General features: G+C 67.7%; 12 protein-coding genes. 6 read left to right on the top strand and 6 right to left on the bottom strand.

Annotated elements, in window-relative coordinates:
- Positions 1-34: 34 nt before the first annotated feature.
- The 5 genes from ACTWPB_RS00230 to gltB form a co-directional block, all read right to left on the bottom strand.
- Entirely contained in the window at positions 35-661 is a 627-nt protein-coding gene (locus ACTWPB_RS00230) for a tetratricopeptide repeat protein (RefSeq protein WP_446223744.1), read from the bottom strand.
- 279 nt (positions 662-940) lie between these two features.
- Positions 941-1273 carry a hypothetical protein gene (locus ACTWPB_RS00225; RefSeq protein ID WP_446223743.1) on the bottom strand — a complete coding sequence of 111 codons (333 nt, stop codon included), beginning with the start codon at positions 1271-1273 and terminating at the stop codon, positions 941-943.
- Positions 1274-1275: 2 nt separating this feature from the next.
- Complete coding sequence (locus tag ACTWPB_RS00220) at positions 1276-1788, bottom strand: hypothetical protein (protein ID WP_446223742.1); 513 nt, start codon at positions 1786-1788, stop codon at positions 1276-1278.
- Positions 1789-1915: 127 nt separating this feature from the next.
- Positions 1916-3388: a glutamate synthase subunit beta gene (locus ACTWPB_RS00215; RefSeq protein WP_446223741.1), complete on the bottom strand. Its 1473-nt coding sequence runs from the start codon at positions 3386-3388 to the stop codon at positions 1916-1918.
- Positions 3381-8048, bottom strand: a complete 4668-nt coding sequence (gene gltB, locus ACTWPB_RS00210) for a glutamate synthase large subunit (protein WP_446223740.1) — start codon at positions 8046-8048, stop codon at positions 3381-3383. The genes ACTWPB_RS00215 and gltB overlap by 8 nt, the downstream gene beginning before the upstream one ends.
- A 900-nt stretch (positions 8049-8948) precedes the next feature.
- Between gltB and ACTWPB_RS00205 the strand changes: the two genes are divergently transcribed.
- From ACTWPB_RS00205 to ACTWPB_RS00180, 6 genes are all read left to right on the top strand, one after another.
- A complete protein-coding gene (locus tag ACTWPB_RS00205) occupies positions 8949-10808 on the top strand; it encodes a DUF4407 domain-containing protein (RefSeq protein WP_446223739.1) in 1860 nt (619 codons plus the stop codon).
- Between the two features lie 237 nt (positions 10809-11045).
- A complete protein-coding gene (locus tag ACTWPB_RS00200; RefSeq protein ID WP_446223738.1) occupies positions 11046-12647 on the top strand; it encodes an adenylate/guanylate cyclase domain-containing protein in 1602 nt (533 codons plus the stop codon).
- An 872-nt stretch (positions 12648-13519) separates the two neighbouring features.
- Entirely contained in the window at positions 13520-14404 is an 885-nt protein-coding gene (locus ACTWPB_RS00195) for a hypothetical protein (protein ID WP_446223737.1), read from the top strand.
- On the top strand, positions 14401-15426 hold the full coding sequence (locus ACTWPB_RS00190) for a DUF4129 domain-containing protein (RefSeq protein WP_446223736.1): 1026 nt from the start codon (positions 14401-14403) through the stop codon (positions 15424-15426). The genes ACTWPB_RS00195 and ACTWPB_RS00190 overlap by 4 nt, the downstream gene beginning before the upstream one ends.
- A complete protein-coding gene (locus ACTWPB_RS00185; protein ID WP_446223735.1) occupies positions 15423-16418 on the top strand; it encodes an AAA family ATPase in 996 nt (331 codons plus the stop codon). The genes ACTWPB_RS00190 and ACTWPB_RS00185 overlap by 4 nt, the downstream gene beginning before the upstream one ends.
- A gap of 4 nt (positions 16419-16422) precedes the next feature.
- Positions 16423-17709 (top strand): DUF58 domain-containing protein, encoded by a 1287-nt coding sequence (locus tag ACTWPB_RS00180; RefSeq protein WP_446223734.1) that lies wholly within the window; start codon positions 16423-16425, stop codon positions 17707-17709.
- A 180-nt stretch (positions 17710-17889) separates the two neighbouring features.
- Here the strand turns inward: ACTWPB_RS00180 and ACTWPB_RS00175 are convergent, their stop codons facing one another.
- Positions 17890-18636 (bottom strand): RDD family protein, encoded by a 747-nt coding sequence (locus tag ACTWPB_RS00175; RefSeq protein ID WP_446223733.1) that lies wholly within the window; start codon positions 18634-18636, stop codon positions 17890-17892.
- Positions 18637-18648: the final 12 nt, after the last annotated feature.

Below are 18648 nucleotides of genomic sequence, written 5' to 3'. Positions count from 1 at the left end.
AGGCTTGCCCCGCGGAGCGGTTCGACAGGTGTGATCAGCCGGCGGCGCGGCGGTACCAGGATTCCGCTTCGCGGTGGGCGCCTTGGGATTCCAGCAGGGCCGCGAGGTTGGCCATGGCACGTGGGTGGCCGAGGTCGGCCGCGCGGCGGAAGCAGCGGCGGGCCTCGGTGGTGGCGCCGCGGCGGCGCAGCAGGATGCCGAGATTGTTGACGGCGTCGATGTCGCCGTGGTCGGCGGCCTCGCCGTACCAGGCTTCGGCGTCGTCGAGGCGGTGCTGGTCCTCGAACAGCCGGGCGAGGTTGTACATGGCGTCGACGTGGCCCGCTATGGCGGCGTGGTGGTACCAGGTTTCGGCATCGCGGCGGTCGCCACACTGGTAGAGCATGGTGGCCAGGTTGAACATCGCGTTGCAGTTGCCCGCGGCGGCCGCACGGCGGTACCAGGATTCGGCCTCGTCGAGTTCACCGAACTGATCGAGCAGCACGGCGAGGTTGTTCATCGACCGCGTATGTCCCGCGGCGGCAGCGCGCCGGAACCAGTGCTCGGCAGCCTCGAAATCGCTGTGGTCGTGGTAGAAGTGGGCGAGATTGTGCATGGCGGTACCGTCACCACGCTCTGCGGCGTGGCGCAGGTTCGCCAACGCTTCCGGCGGCAACGGCACAGCTCCCCCTCGGATCTCCCGTACACCTCGATACGGAAAGTCTATGTGCTGCACGGGAGATCAGCCACGCCGTTTCCCGACGTACCGAACACCTTGCACCCCTTACCCGTTCACCCCTTACGCATATTTCCCGCAAACCCGCAGGTATCCGGCAGGGCGGCCGGATTCGCGGCGACTGCGGCGTGTGTGGGGGGAATGACAAAGATCCGCTCGGTCGTCAGCGATCGACTACAGCAATGGGATGGGGGCCGAAGTCCCGTTGTCGAGTGGAGCGCATACTCATCCACCTGCGATCGGGATGGACCACACCCACGCTGTCGCCATCAGCGCGATGCCCACCAACGCGCCAGGAACCATGGGGCGGCAGGCGATCCACGCCCTCGCCGAGATGACAATTCCGGTCACCGCGCCCGAGATCGTGCCGCCGATCAGGATGGTGAAGCCGAGGGCTCGGTCAGCGGAACAGCTCGGGTGAACGCTGCACCTGTCGAGAATGTCGGCCAGCAGTACGACGGTGAGCATCGACACCAGTGAAAGGCAGATTGCGACGAAGGACAACACAGCGGTGATGATGATGTCAGCGACGACGATCACGCGCTTGCGGTTGGACACCCTCACCATCCACACCCGTCGACGCGCACCTCTACGACCAGCATGGAGCCGGACTGCACCGCCGCACGTTGCTCGGCCGTCAGAACATCTGCGAGGTTTTTGCTCCGCAGAACAGACTGGCGCACCAGCGGTTTCGTATCAAGAACTACGGAAACTCCGCAGCCATCCGCGCGGTGACCGCGCGCCAGCACAACCCACGTCCGCGACGGAGTCACGTCTGGTGCGGCGGGCTCGACGGCAATCCGAGCCGACGGGATCGTCGGCACCGCGACAGCTGCCAGTACACCTGACTCCGGCGGCGGGCCGATGAAGAAGGCAACCGCGGCAGACGGGTTGTCCCCACGGGATTCATCGACGACACCGGCTAGCGTGAAACGCTCGACCGACGCTGCTTCGGCGAGCTGCCTCGCCTCGCTCGGAGCGTTCCGCCAGACATACAACCGGTAGCAGCCGAGGCCGAAAAGCCCTGCGAGCACGAGCGATACCACGACGGCACGCCCCCACCGAACTCCCATCGATGCCCCCTGTCACACGCGATCCTAGACGTTCGTCCGTTGATTCTGCGTGCGAGCGAGTTCGGCGACCAGCACAAGAAGGCGCCCGCGGGCTCGAAAGCCTGCGGGCGCCTTGTTCGTTCAGCGATCAGCGCTGGGCGACAGCTGTCGGGGGGATCGGCGCGGGGAGCGCGGTCTCGCCCTCGAGGTACTTGTCGACGGCCGACGCGGCGGCGCGGCCCTCGGCGATGGCCCAGACGATCAGGGACTGGCCACGGCCCATGTCACCGGCGACGAAGACGCCGGGGATGTTGGTGGCCCAGCTCTTGTCGCGCTGGACGTTGCCGCGACCGTCGTAGCCGACGCCGAGATCGGTGAGCAGGCCCGGCTTCTGCGGGCCGACGAAGCCCATGGCCAGCAGAACCAGGTCGGCTTCGAGGGTGAAGTCGGTGCCCTCGACCTTCTCGAAGCGGCCGTTGGCCATCTTGACCTCATGGGCGTCGAGGCCGGTGACCTTGCCGTCCTTGCCGACGAAACGCTCGGTGTTCACCGAGAACAGACGTTCGCCGCCCTCTTCGTGTGCCGAGGCGACCCGGTACATGAGCGGGTAGGTCGGCCACGGGGTCGAGCCCGCGCGCTCCTCGGGAGGACGCGGCATGATCTCGAACTGGTGCACCGACTCGGCGCCGTGGCGGTGCGAGGTGCCGAGGCAGTCGGCGCCGGTGTCGCCACCACCGATGATGATGACCTTCTTGCCCTTGGCGTGGATCGGCGGCAGGCCGTCGGAGTCGGCGATGTCGTCACCGAGCTGCACCCGGTTCGACAGCGGCAGGAACTCCATCGCCTGGTGGATGCCGTCGAGCTCGCGCCCGGGGATCGGCAGGTCGCGGGCGATGGTGGCGCCACCGGCCAGCACGATCGCATCGTATCGCTCACGCAGCTGCTCGGCGGTGATGTCGACACCGACATTGACGCCGGCCTTGAAGATGGTGCCTTCGGCTTCCATCTGGGCCAGACGACGGTCGATGACCGACTTCTCCATCTTGAATTCCGGGATGCCGTAGCGCATCAGGCCGCCGATGCGGTCGTCACGCTCGAACACGGTCACAGTGTGACCGGCGCGAGTGAGCTGCTGGGCGGCGGCGAGACCGGCCGGACCCGAGCCGACGACGGCGATCTTCTTGCCGGTCAGGCGAGTGGGATACACCGGGGTGACCCAGCCCTCGTCGAAGGCGTTCTCGACGAGCTCGACCTCGACCTGCTTGATCGTGACCGGCTGCTGGTTGATGCCGAGCACGCAGGACGCCTCACACGGAGCCGGGCACAGGCGGCCGGTGAACTCCGGGAAGTTGTTGGTGGCGTGCAGGCGGTCGATGCCGTCGCGCCACGCACCCTTGTAGACCAGGTCGTTCCATTCGGGAATCAGGTTCCCGAGCGGACAACCCTGGTGGCAGAAGGGAATTCCGCAGTCCATGCAGCGGCTGGCCTGGTTCTTCAAGGTGTCCTGGGAGAACTTCTTCTCCTCGTAGACCTCTTTCCAGTCGAGCAGACGCAGCTCGACCGGACGACGGGCCGGGGTTTCCCTCGAGGTGTGCTTCAAAAATCCCTGTGGGTCAGCCACGAGCCGCCTCCATAATTGCGGTATCGACATCCTTGCCGGCCTTCTCGGCCTCGGAGATGGCGAGTAGAACCTTCTTGTATTCGCGGGGCATGACCTTCACGAAGTGGTTCACCTGCTGGGACCAGTCGCTCAGGATGCGTTCGGCCACAGCCGATCCCGTTTCGTCACGGTGGGTCGCGATGATGTCGCGCAACCAGGTGAAGTCGTCACCGGCGAGCTGCTCGATCGCGTCGACCTGATCCGGGTTGACCCGACCGGGCAGCTTGCCCTCCGGGTCGTAGAAGTAGGCGACGCCACCGGACATACCGGCACCGAGGTTGCGGCCGGTGTCACCGAGGATGACCACGCGGCCACCGGTCATGTACTCGAGCGCGTGGTCGCCCACACCCTCGACGACCGCGGTGGCGCCGGAGTTACGCACGCCGAAGCGCTCGCCCGCGACACCGTTGATCAGGATGCGACCGCTGGTGGCGCCGAACATGATCACGTTGCCCGCGATGATGTTGTCTTCGGCGACAAAGGCTTCCGGTGCGGAAACCGACGGGCGGACCACGATGCGGCCACCCGACAGACCCTTGCCGACGTAGTCGTTGGCGTCACCGTGCACCCGCAGCGTGATGCCGGCCGGGACGAACGCGCCGAAGCTGTTGCCCGCCGAACCGGTGAAGGTGATGTCGATGGTGTCGTCGGGCAGGCCCGCGCCACCATAGAGCTTGGTCACCTCGTGGCCGAGCATGGTGCCGACCGTGCGGTTCACGTTGGTGATCTTGGTTTCGATCTTGACCGCCTGGCCACGCTCGAGCGCGGGGGCGCTCTGCGCGATCAGCTCGTTGTCGAGCGCCTTGTCCAGACCGTGGTCCTGGGTGGTGGTGCACCGGGTGTTCTGGTTCATGAACGCCGTCTCCGGCATGTCCAGGATCGGCGACAGGTCCAGTTTGGCGGCCTTGTAGTGCTGCTTGGCCTTGGCGGTGTCGAGCAGGTCGACCCGGCCGATGGCCTCGTCGAGGGTGCGGAAGCCCAGCTCGGCGAGCAGCTCACGCACCTCCTCGGCGATGAACATCATGAAGTTCTCGACGAATTCCGGCTTGCCGGCGAAGCGCTCGCGCAGCACCGGGTTCTGGGTGGCGATACCCACCGGACAGGTGTCGAGGTGGCACACGCGCATCATGATGCAACCCGAGACCACCAGGGGCGCGGTCGCGAAACCGAACTCCTCGGCGCCGAGCAGGGCGGCGATCATCACGTCGCGGCCGGTCTTCATCTGACCGTCGACCTGGACGACGATGCGGTCGCGCAGGCCGTTGAGCAGCAGGGTCTGCTGGGTCTCGGCCAGGCCGAGCTCCCAGGGTCCACCCGCGTGCTTGAGCGAGGTCAGCGGCGAAGCACCGGTGCCGCCGTCGTGGCCCGAGATGAGCACGACGTCGGCGTGTGCCTTGGACACACCGGTGGCGACGGTGCCGACACCCGGCTCCGCGACAAGTTTCACGTGAATCCGAGCCTGCGGGTTCGCGTTCTTCAGATCGTGGATCAGCTGGGCGAGATCCTCGATCGAGTAGATGTCGTGGTGCGGCGGCGGCGAGATGAGACCAACGCCCGGCGTGGAGTGGCGCACCTCGGCGACCCACGGGTACACCTTGTGCGCGGGCAGCTGGCCACCCTCGCCCGGCTTGGCACCCTGGGCCATCTTGATCTGGATATCGGTGGCGTTGGTCAGGTAGTGCGCGGTGACGCCGAAGCGACCCGACGCGACCTGCTTGATCGCCGAACGACGCCAGTCGCCGTTGTCCTCGACCTCGAAGCGAGCGGGGCTCTCGCCGCCCTCACCGGAGTTCGAGCGGGCACCGATGCGGTTCATCGCGATCGCGAGGGTCTCGTGCGCCTCGGCGGAGATGGAGCCGTAGCTCATCGCACCGGTCGAGAAACGCTTCACGATCTCGGCGGCCGACTCGACCTCGTCGATGGAGATCGAGGCGCGCTGATCCGACTTGAACTTGAACAGGCCACGCAGCGCCGCCAAGCGCTCGGACTGATCGTCGACCAGCTTGGTGTACTCCTTGAAGATCGAGTACTGGCCGGTGCGGGTCGCGTGCTGGAGCTTGAACACCGTGTCCGGGTTGAACAGGTGGTATTCGCCCTCACGACGCCACTGGTACTCGCCACCGACCTCGAGCTCGCGGTGCGCGCGCTCGTTGCGGTTCTCCAGGAACGCGACGCGGTGGCGGATGGCCACCTCTTCGGCGATCTCGTCGAGACCGATGCCGCCCAGCGGGGAGCGCAGACCGGTGAAGTACTCGTCGACCAGGTCCTGGGCCAGGCCGATGACCTGGTACAGCTGGGCGCCGTTGTAGGAGGCGAGGGTGGAGATGCCCATCTTCGACATCACCTTGAGCACGCCGTTGCTGCCCGCGGTGCAGTAGTTCGCGACGGCCTTGCGGAAGTCGGCGGCGTGGTCGCCGGTGCTGCCCGGCATCTGCAGCGAGCCGCGCTCGAGCATGTCCTCGATGGTCTCGAAGGCCATGTACGGGTTGATCGCGGCGGCGCCGAAACCGATCAGCAGGGCCATGTGGTGCACCTCGCGGGCGTCACCGGCCTCCACGACCAGGCCGACCATGGTGCGGGTCCGCTCGCGCACCAGGTGGTGGTGCACAGACGAGGTGAGCAGCAGCGACGGGATCGGCGCCAGCTTCTCGTTGGACTCACGGTCCGACAGCACGATGGTGCGCGCGCCGCCGTCGATGGCGGCCGAGACCTGGGTGTTGATGGCTGCCAGGGCCTTGCGCAGACCCTCGCCGCCTTCGGCGACCGGGTACAGACCACGCACGACCACCGAGCGCAGGCCCGGCTGGCTGCCGTCGTCGTTGATGTGGACGAGCTTGGCCAGCTCGTCGTTGTCCAGAATCGGCTGTTCGAGCGCGATCATCCGACAGGAATCCGGGCCGGGGTGCAGCAGGTCGGCCTCGGGGCCGAGGTTGCGCTTGAGGCTGGTGACGACCTTCTCGCGGATGGCGTCGAGCGGCGGGTTGGTGACCTGCGCGAACAGCTGCGAGAAGTAGTCGAACAGCAGACGCGACCGGTTCGACAGCACCGCGATCGGCGTATCGGTACCCATCGAGCCCAGCGCCTCGCCGCCGGTCTTGGCCATCGGCGTGATCAGCAGGTTCAGGTCCTCGGTGGTGTAGCCGAAGATCTGCTGACGGATCAGTACGCGGTCGTGCGACATGTGCACGTGCGGGCGGTCGGGCAGGTCGGCGAGGCGGCTGACGCCCTCGTCGAGCCACTGCTGGTACGGCTGCGCCGAGGCCAGTTCCGACTTGACCTCTTCGTCGGTGACGATGCGGCCCTTTTCGGTGTCGACCAGGAACATCTTGCCCGGCTGCAGGCGGATCTTCTGGACCACGGTCGACGGATCGATGTCGAGCACGCCGACCTCGGAGGCCAGCACGACCAGACCGTCTTCGGTGACCCAGATGCGACCGGGGCGCAGACCGTTGCGGTCGAGCACGGCGCCGATCTTGGTGCCGTCGGAGAAGCACACCGCCGCCGGGCCGTCCCACGGCTCCATCAGCATCGAGTGGTACTCGTAGAACGCGCGCCGGTCGGGGTCGAGGTTCTCGTTGCGCTCCCACGCCTCGGGAATCATCATCATGATGGCGTGGTGCAGTTCGCGACCGCCCAGGTGCAGCAGTTCGAGCACCTCGTCGAAGCGCGCGGTGTCGGAGGCGCCGGGGGTGCAGACGGGGAAGATCTTCTGCAGACGGTCCTTGCCCGCTTCGTCCTTGCCGAACACGTCGCTACGCAGCAGCGCCTCACGGGCGCGCATCCAGTTCTCGTTACCGGTGACGGTGTTGATCTCACCGTTGTGGGCCACCCGGCGGAACGGGTGCGCCAGCGGCCACGAGGGGAAGGTGTTGGTGGAGAAGCGCGAGTGCACGATGCCGATGGCCGACTCGACGCGCTCGTCCTGCAGGTCCAGGTAGAACGCACGCAGCTGGGGCGTGGTGAACATGCCCTTGTAGATGAAGGTCTGGCCGGACAGGCTCGGGAAGTACACAGATTCCTTGCCGACGGTGCCCTCACCGGGGCCTGCCTGGCCGAGCTCGTGCTCGATCCGCTTGCGGATCACGTAGGCGCGACGCTCCAGGTCCATGCCCGAGAGCTGCTCGGCGGAGTTCTTCGGCGAGCCGATGAAGATCTGCCGGAAGGTCGGCATGGCGTCACGGGCCAGCGCGCCGAGCGAGGACTCGTCGATCGGCACCTCGCGCCAGCCGAGCACGGCAAGGCCCTCTTCGGTGACGATCTTCTCGACGCCGTAGGCGGCACGCGCGGCTTCGCGGCGGGCCTGCGGCAGGAAGGCGATACCGGAGGCGTAAGAGCCTTCGGGCGGCAACTCGAAGGGAGCGGCACTTTCGGCGATGATCGCGCGGAAGAACTTGTCCGGGAGCTGGATCAGGACGCCCGCGCCGTCGCCGGAGTTCGGCTCGGCACCCGCAGCACCGCGGTGCTCCAGGTTCAGGAGGGCCGTGATGGCCTTGTCGACGATGTCTCGACTGCGTCGTCCGTGCATGTCGGCGACGAACGCGACGCCGCAGGCGTCGTGTTCGAATGCCGGATCGTAGAGCCCGGTGGCTCCGGGTGACCTGTGGCCAGGAAGTTGCGTCATGCCTCTGCCTTCAAGAAAGTCGGCTGTCGATGTCGGCCACTCAGCAAGCTGAGCGTGGGCCCTTCGTCGTTTCGCCTCCGTCAAGACTGCGTCCGTACGATCCGAAACCAGCGACGGTGATGGTTTGCGGCGTTGACGTAGTTGGGGTGCTCAGAGATAACGGGATGCTTACTTGTCCCTTACCTCTGCGCGGGGTTTCACCCGCTACTCTTGGCCCGGTTTCACCGGACCTCGAACAGGTGGTTGTGCCGAACTGGGTGCGTTCGGCGTAAGAGCAAACGATAAGTCAGACCGCAGACCCAACCAACTAAGGTTGTGCTAAGTAACCCGTCTAGCTGGGGTTTGTAACGGCTGCTTGCATCGTCGCGCGCGTCGTCCAGTGTAAAGCAGACCGGGGCCAGGATCGATCCCGGACAACCCGCGCCTACCTGCGTGAACACCGTCGACGAGCAGACTCGAATCAGCCGTCGGCCCGGGGCCGAAAGCTGAACTCACCTGCACCGCAGCAGATTTCCCTGCTGATGACCTGGCCAAACCTCCCACCTCCGCTAACCGGGGTTGGGGACTGTGAGATATTCCCGACACGGGCCCCCACGAGCACGCCAGCCAGCCGACCGTACGGTCTGTATTGCGAAGTGTGCGCCACAGCACATCACTGGCTAACTTCTGGCAGTGTCGTTCGACACAAATCGGGCACAGGCGGGGCTCGCCGCGCACGACACGCCGAGGTCGGCACGGAAATATCTCGGTCAGCGCGATGGGCCGACCGGTTCTACTGTGAGGCTGACCACAAGCAGCGCCTCACCACTCGGTGTGTCGGTGTCCGGCCTGTCACGCTGACACAACGAATCCATGCCAGTTTCGCCATGCCCAGTGGAGCGCACGACCCGGGGAGAACTCATGACCGGCTTACTCACCTGGCTCGGCGGAGGCCTCGCCTCGCCCCGGCGCCGGGACTCCGAAACGGGCACTGACCTGGCTTTCAGCCATGAACAGGGCCGTTATCTCGTCACCGGTGCCGCGGTGTCGCTGTTCGCGGTGGTCGCCGGTCTCGTCGCCTTGTCCGCGCTGCTCGCCGCCGCCGTCAGCGTTGTGGGCGCGGTGCTGTTCGCGCTGGTCATCACGGTCGCGGCGGGGGCGCTCGGCCGAGCGCTGGCCACCACTGGTCCCGGTGCAGGCGATGATCGGTTCGGCGTCGCGGCCCGGATCGGGGTCGGGGTGCTGGCGGGGGTGTTCGTCGCCGAACTCGCCGCCACCGTGCTGCTCGGCGCGACGATCGACCGCGAACTGGATGTGCGCGCCCAGACGGGTGCCGAGAACGCGCCCGCGGTGGTCGCCGCCCGCACATCGTTCAACCTGGCAGGCGCCGACCGCGGTGCGCTCGATCTGAGCATCGCCAAGGCGCAGGCCGATATCGACCGCGCGCTGGTGATCGCCCGGTGCGAGTACAACCCCACCCCCGACTGCCCACAGACCAGGATCACCGGGGTACCAGGTCGCGGTCCGGAAACCCAGACCGCCAACGACATGCTCGACGACGCCCGCAAACAGCTCGCCACGGAGCAGGGCCGCATCGAGGGCCTCGACCAGCGGGTTCGCACCGAGTCCGCCACGCTCGCCGCGGCAAGGACCAGCGCGATCGCCGAGGGTGACCGTGGTCTCGGCGCCCGCTGGCTGGCCATGAACAGCTACACCGCCTCGCACGCGGGCGGCGCCGCGCTGCGACTGCTCATTCTGCTCGCGGGGATCGCCGTGGCCCTGCTGCCGCTGCTGTTGCGCTGGTGGCGCGGGGAAACCTCGCTGGACCGCCGGGTCGACGCCGCGGAGGTGGCCGATCGGGCCCAGCGCGAAGCCGACGCCGCCATCGCGGTGAAACGCGCCGAGGTGCGCACCGAGACGGCCGCGTTGCGTGCCGAACACGAGCTCATCGCCGCGCAACTGGCCATCGAAGCAGATACCGTGATTGATCGAGAACGTCAGCGCACCAGGATCATTGCCGCGATCGGCGGCTTCGAGCTCGGGTTCACCGAGCCGCATCGAAAGGACGACTCCGTGTCTCTGGAGCCGAGCATGACATCGCAGCTGCCCGCCGGTTATGTCCAGCACGCACTGCCCGCCGGTACCGCAGGGGCGCTCGTCCCCGCACACCAGGTGCCCACGCAGCAGCCGCCCGCGCAGGCACCGACCAGCGGTGGCGGACTGGAACTGCCGATCATCGGGACGGTGCCGTTCACCGACACCGCCGCCCGCTGGATCCGGCCGCTGGTACCGGCTTTCGTCGCCAACGCCTTCGACTCGGCCACCCACCCGATGCGTACCGCGCGACAGGCGTTCGAAGAGGTCGAAGAGGTGACGTTCACCCTGCGACGCACGCGCAAGGTCACCGTCGACTCGCAGGATTCCGCGGCGCAGCAGCAGCAGCAGCAGCAGGTTCCCGCCGGATATCAGCTGGCGGGCCAGCCCGCGCAGGGTTTCCTGCCGCCCGGTGCCTACCCGCAACAGCAGTACCAGCAGCCCTACCAGCCCTACGCCCAGCCCTACGCCCAGCCCTACGCCCAGCAGATCGCCTCGAACGTGGTCGACGCACCGTCGAGCCGATTCCACCCGGACCCGCGCCAGTACCCGTCGGCACCGAGCTACACCGCGCTGCCCGCCGGTCAGGGCAACAGCCTGCCCGAGGCGGACGGCTACGGCGAGCTGCACGGCGGCACCGCCAATGAACTCCCCGGCAATCGGCGTCAGCTGCCGCCCGCCCGCTGATCGCACCGGTTCGCCGGCAGCAGGTGAGGACCCGCTGTCGGCGAGCTCGGCTCAGCCACCATCGACGCTTCGGGCAGCGACCCCCAGCAGGTGCAGCGCGCACTCGACGCGGCCATCGCGGCCCAGCTGGGCGAGGTCACAAAAACGGCGACTACCAGTTGTTATAGCCGCTCGAGCAGGGCAGTGACCTAGACAACTCCGCGCCTGAGGGCGGGTCCGCGCGTTTACAGTTCGGTGGTGATCAACCGCGATCGACCGGCCGGAGCGGGATCAGCGCCCTGGGGCTCACCGCTGCTCGGACCGGTCGAGGAGGCATCGACGATCCGTCGCGTTCGGGTGCAGTTGCTACTCACTGTCCCGCTGCTCATCGCCAATCTGATCGGCATCGCGATGGTCGTGGTGCTGGCCGGCTTCGTACTCCCGGGGCCGACCATGTTCACCCGACAATTGCTCCTGGTAAACAGCGTTTTCACGCCACTGTGCGCGGCGCTCGCACTAGCCGGCGGCATCGTGTGGGGCACCGTGGCCGGACTGCGCTCGATGCGCTGGGCCACCGATCCCGAGCACGTACCAACGCCGGCGCAACAGCGGGTCACCGTGTCGGCACCACGCTGGATGGTGCTGCAGCAGGCCGTGCTGTGGACCGTGGCATTGACCGTGCTCACCGTCGTCTACGGTGTGCTCGAGCCCGCCCTGATTCCCAAGGTCATCCTCGCGATCGGTGCCGCGGCGATCGTCGTGTGCGCCAATAGCTTCCTGATCATCGAATTCGCGTTGCGCCCGGTGACCGCGCGCGTGCTGGCCGCCGACCCGCAACGTCGCCGCGGCATCGGGGTGTTCGGCCGGACGATGCTGTCATGGCTGGTCGGCGTCGGGGTGCCGGTGGCGCTGACCATGACGGTCGCGATCTGGGCGCTGGCCGACCCCGCGGTGAGCAAGGCCAGGCTCGCGGTGTGCGTGCTCAGCCTCGGCGGCTCGGCGCTGCTGTTCGGGTTGATCCTGATGGCCCAGGTCGTCGCCGCGACGGTGGCCCCGATCAAGGGTGTCCGCCAGGCGCTGCGCCGCGTCGAGAACGGCGACCTCGACGCCGAGATCACCCTCTACGACGGCACCGAACTGGGTGAACTGCAAAGCGGTTTCAACCGGATGGTGCACGGGCTGCGCGAGCGGGCGATGATCGAGGACCTGTTCGGCAAGCACGTCGGCCACGATGTCGCGATCGCGGCGATCGCCTCCCAGCCGGTGCTCGGCGGCACCGAAACCGAGGCGGCTGCCCTGTTCATCGACATCATCGGCTCGACCACGATGGCGGCCACCCTGCCCGCGCCCGAGATCGTCGGCATCCTCAACCGGTTCTTCGACATCGTCGTCGACGAGGTGGAGCGCCACGGTGGGCTGCTCAACAAGTTCGAGGGCGACGCGGCACTGGCCGTGTTCGGCACCCCGGCACCCCTGCCCGACCTGGCGGGTTCGGCGCTGTCGTGCGGCCGGGCGATCCAGCGTCGACTGCGCGATGCCTCCGATCTCGACGCGGGCATCGGTGTCGCGGCGGGGCGAGTGGTGGCGGGCAATGTGGGCACGCACAATCGGTACGAATTCACGGTGATCGGCGATGCGGTGAACGAGGCCGCTCGGCTGTGTGAGCTGTCCAAGCAGCACGACGAACGCTTGCTCACCTCGGCGACGACCCTTGCCGCTGCGGCGGACTCCGAATCCGCGCACTGGATTCTGGGCGAGACCCTCACGCTGCGTGGGCGTTTGAAGCCGACGCAGGTGGCGCTGCCGAGGCTGTCGGAGCTGGCTGAGGCGTCTGCTGGGCGGTCCGCCGAGGTTCGGTAAGGACGCGTCAGGTTTACCGGGTCCGGGGCGGTGGACGTTGCTGCTCAGGTAAAACCGGGCCCGGAGCGGTAGACCTTGCTGCTCAGGTAAAACCGGGCCCGGAGCGGTAGACCTTGCTGCTCAGGTAAAACCGGGCCCGGAGCGGTAGACCTTGCTGCTCAGGTAAAACCGGGCCCGGAGCGGTAGACCTTGCTGCTCAGGTAAAACCGGGCCCGGAGCGGTAGACCTTGCTGCTCAGGTAAAACCGGGCCCGGAGCGGTAGACCTTGCTGCTCAGGTAAAACCGGGCCCGGAGCGGTAGACCTTGCTGCTCAGGTAAAACCGGGCCCGGAGCGGTAGACCTTGCTGCTCAGGTAAAACCGGGCCCGGAGCGGTGGACCTTGCTGTGTTTGTTGGAGCGCTGACGCGCTCGAGTCGGGGCCCTTCGGGCCCCCGATCTTCCCTCCCTCCGGGTACTCCTTCGTCGCACCCTCCGGTCAGTCCAGATCGGGGCGGGCCCCTCCGGGTAGAGACACATCAGGATCACCCGGCCCAGGCTGTTAACAGAGGTGGTGACACATCAGGATCACCCGGCCCAGGCTGTGCACGCAGGTGGCGACACATCAGGATCACCCGGCCCAGGCTGTGCACGCAGGTGGCGACACATCAGGATCACCCGGCCCAGGCTGTGCACGCAGGTGGCGACACATCAGGATCACCCGGCCCAGGCTGTGCACGCAGGTGGCGACACATCAGGATCACCCGGCCCAGGCTGTGCACGCAGGTGGCGAGATGTCGGGGCTACGCGGCGGGGCGGAGTGGGCGGATCGCGCCGAGTCCACGCGCACGACGCATCGACCGGGCGGTTCGGGTGGGATTGACTACACTCGGCCCGTGCGTACCGCCGTTGAAACGGTTGGCGCCGTCGGGGCGGGAGTCGATCCGGCACCGGTGCCTGCGCCGGTGCCGCCAATGCCGCCTACGGTGCCGATCCGCCCCTTGCGTTTCCGCGAATTGCTCGATGAGCCGTTCGCCCTGATCCAGGCCCATCTCCGGGCCTTCGCGGTGCTCGGCGGCGGTGCGCTCGTGCTCGCGGTGCTCGTTGTGCTCGGGCTCACCGGCCTGGTTTCCCACCTCACCGACGGCTCCGACGCGGGCACCGCGTTGGCGGTGATCCTGGCGACCGCGGCAGCGATGTGGCTGGTGCGCCTTGTCCTGCGCGGTACGACCGTCGCCATCGCGCTCGCCGATTTCCACGGGGTGCGGTACGGGGTGCTCGACGGGTTGCGGGCCGCGAGTCGGCGCGCGATGCCGCTGCTGCTGGCACAGATCATGTTCACGCTCACCGGCATCGGGGTGCTGCTGCTCGGCAGCATTCTGGTGATCACCTATCCGCTCGCGCTGATCTGGCTCTCGCATGTGCGGTCGCGCCGGTTCGTCACCGAACCGGTGATCATCGCCGAACACACGGGTTTCGGTGTGGGCGTTGCCCGTTCGAAGGAACTCGTGCACGGTGCCGTCTGGTCGACCGGGGGTCTGTGGCTCACCCAGCGGTGCATCTTCGCCGTACTCGCGGTGCCCGCGTTCGGTATTCCGTTCTTCCTTTCCGACTTCTCCGGCACCCACCGCTGGGCCGTCATCACACTGCTCGTCGGCGGGTTTCTGCTGGTGGTGACGGTGAGCGAGATCGTCGAGGCGACCAGCCGCGTGCTCTGCTACATCAGCAGGCGGTGCGTCCGGGAAGGTATGGACATAAGAATCCCCGGTGATCGCCGGTGACCGACTCCCCCGATGGTGTCCCACCGCGGCCTCGCCTCGGTGCCGCCGCCGAACACCGCGCGGCCGCCGAGAATGCCGCCGGTCGACGCGATTACGACCGCGCACTGCGCGAACGCTTCCGCGCCGTCCTGCGCGGACTCGAACAGGACGGCAGCTTGCCGGTGCGCCGCTCGCGCACAGCGCAGGAGACCGCCGACGACGCGACCACCGCACTTCCGCTGGAGCAATCCACCGAATTACACCCGGCGGCAAGGAGTTTCGACGAGGTCGTCTATGGCGGCCGCGCGGCCACCGAGGACGAGTACCGCCGCCTCGAATACGCCGACCGGTACTCCCGATCAGCGCCACCGCCCGTACCCGACCCGCTCGAGATCGAGGTCGTCGAACGAGAACCGAAGCAGCGCAGAAAACTTCCCCCGCTGCCCGCGATCTTGCGCAACCCCCGCTTCTGGGCAGTGCTCGCCGCCTGCCTCGCCCTCGCGCTGCTGCTCTACGCCACCATGCAGTCGTGCGGTGCCCCCAACGCGCCGGACACCCCCGTCCTGCCCGACCCGCCGGATCCGCCCGACCGGCCGCGCGAGGACAGCGACCTAGATTTCGGTGGCGGCAAGGACTCGATCTTCACCCGTCTACCCGGCTGGCTGGCGTTCGGCGGCCTGCAATTTCTGCTGGCCTTCGCCGCGCTGATCTGGTGGCGCGCGCGCAGGCGTGGCGCACTGGCCGGCGAGCCGCGCCCGGTCGAGGTCGCCGCGAACGAGCTCCTCGCGGGGCAGGCGGGGCTGTACCGGCGCTCCGGCGACGTAGCCCATGTGGCGCACATCTTGCGCGCCGCGACGCTGCGCCGGATCAAGCCACGGCTGGGCGGCGAGCTCACCAACGATCGACTCGTCGAAGCCGTGTCGAGCCGCCTCGGCGTCCCCGCGCAGCAGATCGGCACGATCCTGTTCGGTGACGTGCCGGACGAGACAACCCTCCATGACATTGCCGCACACCTCGAATGGATCGAGACGGAGCTCGGATGACAAACATCTCCAAGGACGCTGTTCGGCTACAGACGCCGAGCGCACAGGAAGCCGCGGCAGCTCTGGCCGCGCTGCGCACCGAGATCGGCAAGGCGGTGGTCGGCAACGATCAGGCGGTGCTGTACCTGGTGCTGGCACTGCTGTGCCGCGGCCACGTACTGCTGGAAGGTGTTCCAGGCGTGGCGAAGACGCTGCTGGTGCGCGCGCTGGCCACCTCGCTGGCACTCGACCACGCGCGCGTGCAGTTCACCCCGGACCTGATGCCGGGCGATGTCACCGGATCCCAGATCTACGACCCGCATTCGGCCGAGTTCACCTTCCGCAAGGGCCCGGTCTTCACCAATCTGCTGCTGGCCGACGAAATCAACCGCACCCCACCGAAAACCCAGTCCTCGCTGCTGGAATCGATGGAGGAGCGCCAGGTTTCGGTGGACGGTCAGCCGCGTCCGCTGCCCGATCCGTTCGTGGTGGTGGCCACCCAGAACCCGATCGAGCAGGAGGGCACCTATCCGCTGCCCGAGGCGCAGCTGGACCGGTTCCTGTTCAAGGTCGACATCCGGCTGCCCGAGCGCGACGACGAGTTCCGCATCCTGCAACGGCATGCGAGCGGCTTCGATCCGCGTGATCTCGGTGCCGCCGGACTGCGGCCGGTCGCCGGGCCCGAGCACCTCGCGGCCGCGCGCGCCGCGGTGGGCGAGGTGGCGGTGAGCCCGGAGGTGCTGGCCTACATCGTCGATCTGTGCCGTGCCACCCGCTCCTCCCCCGCCGTCGCGCACGGCGCGTCCACCCGCGGTGCGACCGCGCTGCTGGCCGCCGCCCGCGCCTTCGCCTGGCTCAACGGCCGCACCTACGTGACGCCCGACGACGTGAAAACCGTGGCGATGGCAGTACTTCGGCATCGCTTGCAGTTGCGGCCGGAGGCCGAGCTGGACGGGGTGAGCACCGAGGGTGTGCTCTCGTCGTTGCTGGTCTCGGTGCCGGTTCCGGTCTAGCGACGTGGTGGTCACAGGCCGGTTCGCGCTGCTCGCCACGGCCGCGGCGGCGGTGGTGATGTTCGTGGTGCCGACATGGGTCGGGGTGCTCGGCGCGTGCGCGCTGCTGGTGGCGTTGCTGCTCACCGATATCGCGCTCACTGCGCGGGCGGATTCGCTGTCGCTGACCCGCGATCCCTTGACGGTGGTGCGCCTCGGTCGCGGCACCGAGGTGGAGCTGGTGGTCACCAATATCGGCACGGCCCGCGTGCGCGGCATGCTGTGGGACGCCTGGCCCGACAGCGCGCGTGCCGAAATCCGCGAACAGCACCTGGATCTGGCCCCACACACCCGAATCCGCTTGCGCACCACCCTGACTCCCACCTATCGCGGCGATCGGGTCGCGGGCCCGGTGACGGTACGGCTGCTCGGACCGCTGGGGCTGGCGGGACGGCAGAGCCGGGTCGATGTGCCTGCCAGGGTGCGCGCGCTGCCCGCGTTCCGCAGTGAGCGACTGCTGCGTTCGAAGGTGAAGCGGCTGCATCATCTCGAAGGCCGCAATGTCGCCAATACGCGCGGGCAGGGCACCGAGTTCGATTCGTTCCGCGAGTACGTGGCGGGCGATGACGTGCGCAGTATCGACTGGCGGGCCACCGCGCGCGCCAATGACGTGCTGGTGCGGACCTGGCGGCCCGAACGCAACCGGCACATGCTGATGGTCCTTGATACGGGGCGGGCCAGTGCGGGGCGGGTCGGCGAGGGGACCCGGCTCGACAGTGCGATCGAAGCGGCGCTGCTGCTCGGCGGGCTGGCCGCGGCCGCGGGCGATACGGTCGATCTGCTGGCCTACGACCGCCGAGTGCGCGCGGAAGTGCGTGGTGCGGGCGGCAATCAGCTGCCTCTGAAACTTATGCACACCCTTGCGGGGGTTACTCCACAGCTGGTGGACACCGATACCGACGGGTTGGTCCGAACCGTGATCGCGCGGGTGCGCAGGCGGGCGCTGATCGTGTGGTTCACCAGTCTCGACGGGCCGACCGTCACCGAGCACCTGGTGCCCGCGCTACCGATGCTCACGCGCCGTCACCGGGTGCTGATCGTCTCCGTCACCGATCCCGACATCGCCGCGGCGGCGGGTGATCGCGCGGCGGTCTACACCGCGGCTGCCGCCGAAACCGTGCTGGCCGAACGCGCTCTCGTGCAGGAATCACTGCGCAGGCGCGGCGTGGCCGTGGTGGCCGCTGCCCCCGACCAGCTGCCGGAGGCGCTGGCCGACGAATACCTCGAACTGAAGCAGTCCGGCTCGCTGTGATCTGTGGGCATCCCGAATTGTGCACAACCGCACGTGGTTGTGGATAACCGCAGTTTCCACCGGTACTCACAGTTCATCCACCGACTCGCCAACAGATTCATCCACAGGCTGGCTTATGCACAGGTCGGTTCTCGCACAGCCTGATTCGTGCACAGGCTGATTCATCCACAGGCTGGTGATCTACCTCAGCGACAGCTGCTGCCGCCGAGCGAGAACAGCGCCGAGCACGTGATACGGCGGGTAGCCGGCGGGCACCGGGCAGCGCAGCGCCGCACACATGGCCTCGACGAGCTGAGTGCCCAGATAGTGCTGTGTGGGCGGCGTGAGCATCGGGAGCCTGGTCAGATACCGGCGGGCCGCCCCGGCCAGTTCGTCGGAGATCCCGCTCGGATCCAGCTGCGCCGACCAGCCTGTCAACCACGGCGGAGCGACGGCCAGCGACGGCATCGGCATGGCCTGGCGGGTGTGCACAACTACGGTTCCGGCGAGCACGTCGCCCACCCGCTTGCCATCGCGCGAACACAGCGACGTGACAACGGCCACCGCCCCGAACGCGCCGAGCATCCAGAAATCCACAATCGCGCCGGTGAGGCCCCGGGTGAGCGCGTGCCGGAAGTCGATCGGCCCCGCATCGGCCCGCACAACGCGTAAGCCGAACGCCAGCTTGCCCAGTGACCGCCCGCGCGAAACGGTTTCGCTGCACACCGGGTAGGCGATCAGCACGGTCACCAGCGTGATGACCGCGCTCACCGAGAACCAGGCGGAATCGGCGTCGGTGGCCAGCAGCACGAGCATCAGGATGTATTGCAGCGTCGCGGCGAGGGCGAGCTGGAGCATCAGGTCGAGCAGAAAAGCGCCCGCACGGCTGGGGATGCGAGCGATCGGCAGTTCGAGCGCTACCGCTTCGCCGGTGGTGAATTCAGCCATGTGGCTAGCATT

This window comes from Nocardia sp. IBHARD005, assembly GCF_052814245.1.
The sequence above is the reverse complement of the archived record's forward strand: the minus strand, read 5'-3'. Positions and strand labels throughout refer to the sequence as shown.

Coding starts and splice junctions, on each gene's coding strand:
- ACTWPB_RS00220 (WP_446223742.1), bottom strand. CDS start 1,788: ATGGGAGTTCGGTGGGGGCGTGCCGTCGTGGTATCGCTCGTGCTCGCA.
- gltB (WP_446223740.1), bottom strand. CDS start 8,048: ATGACGCAACTTCCTGGCCACAGGTCACCCGGAGCCACCGGGCTCTAC.
- ACTWPB_RS00205 (WP_446223739.1), top strand. CDS start 8,949: ATGACCGGCTTACTCACCTGGCTCGGCGGAGGCCTCGCCTCGCCCCGG.
- ACTWPB_RS00185 (WP_446223735.1), top strand. CDS start 15,423: ATGACAAACATCTCCAAGGACGCTGTTCGGCTACAGACGCCGAGCGCA.
- ACTWPB_RS00175 (WP_446223733.1), bottom strand. CDS start 18,636: ATGGCTGAATTCACCACCGGCGAAGCGGTAGCGCTCGAACTGCCGATC.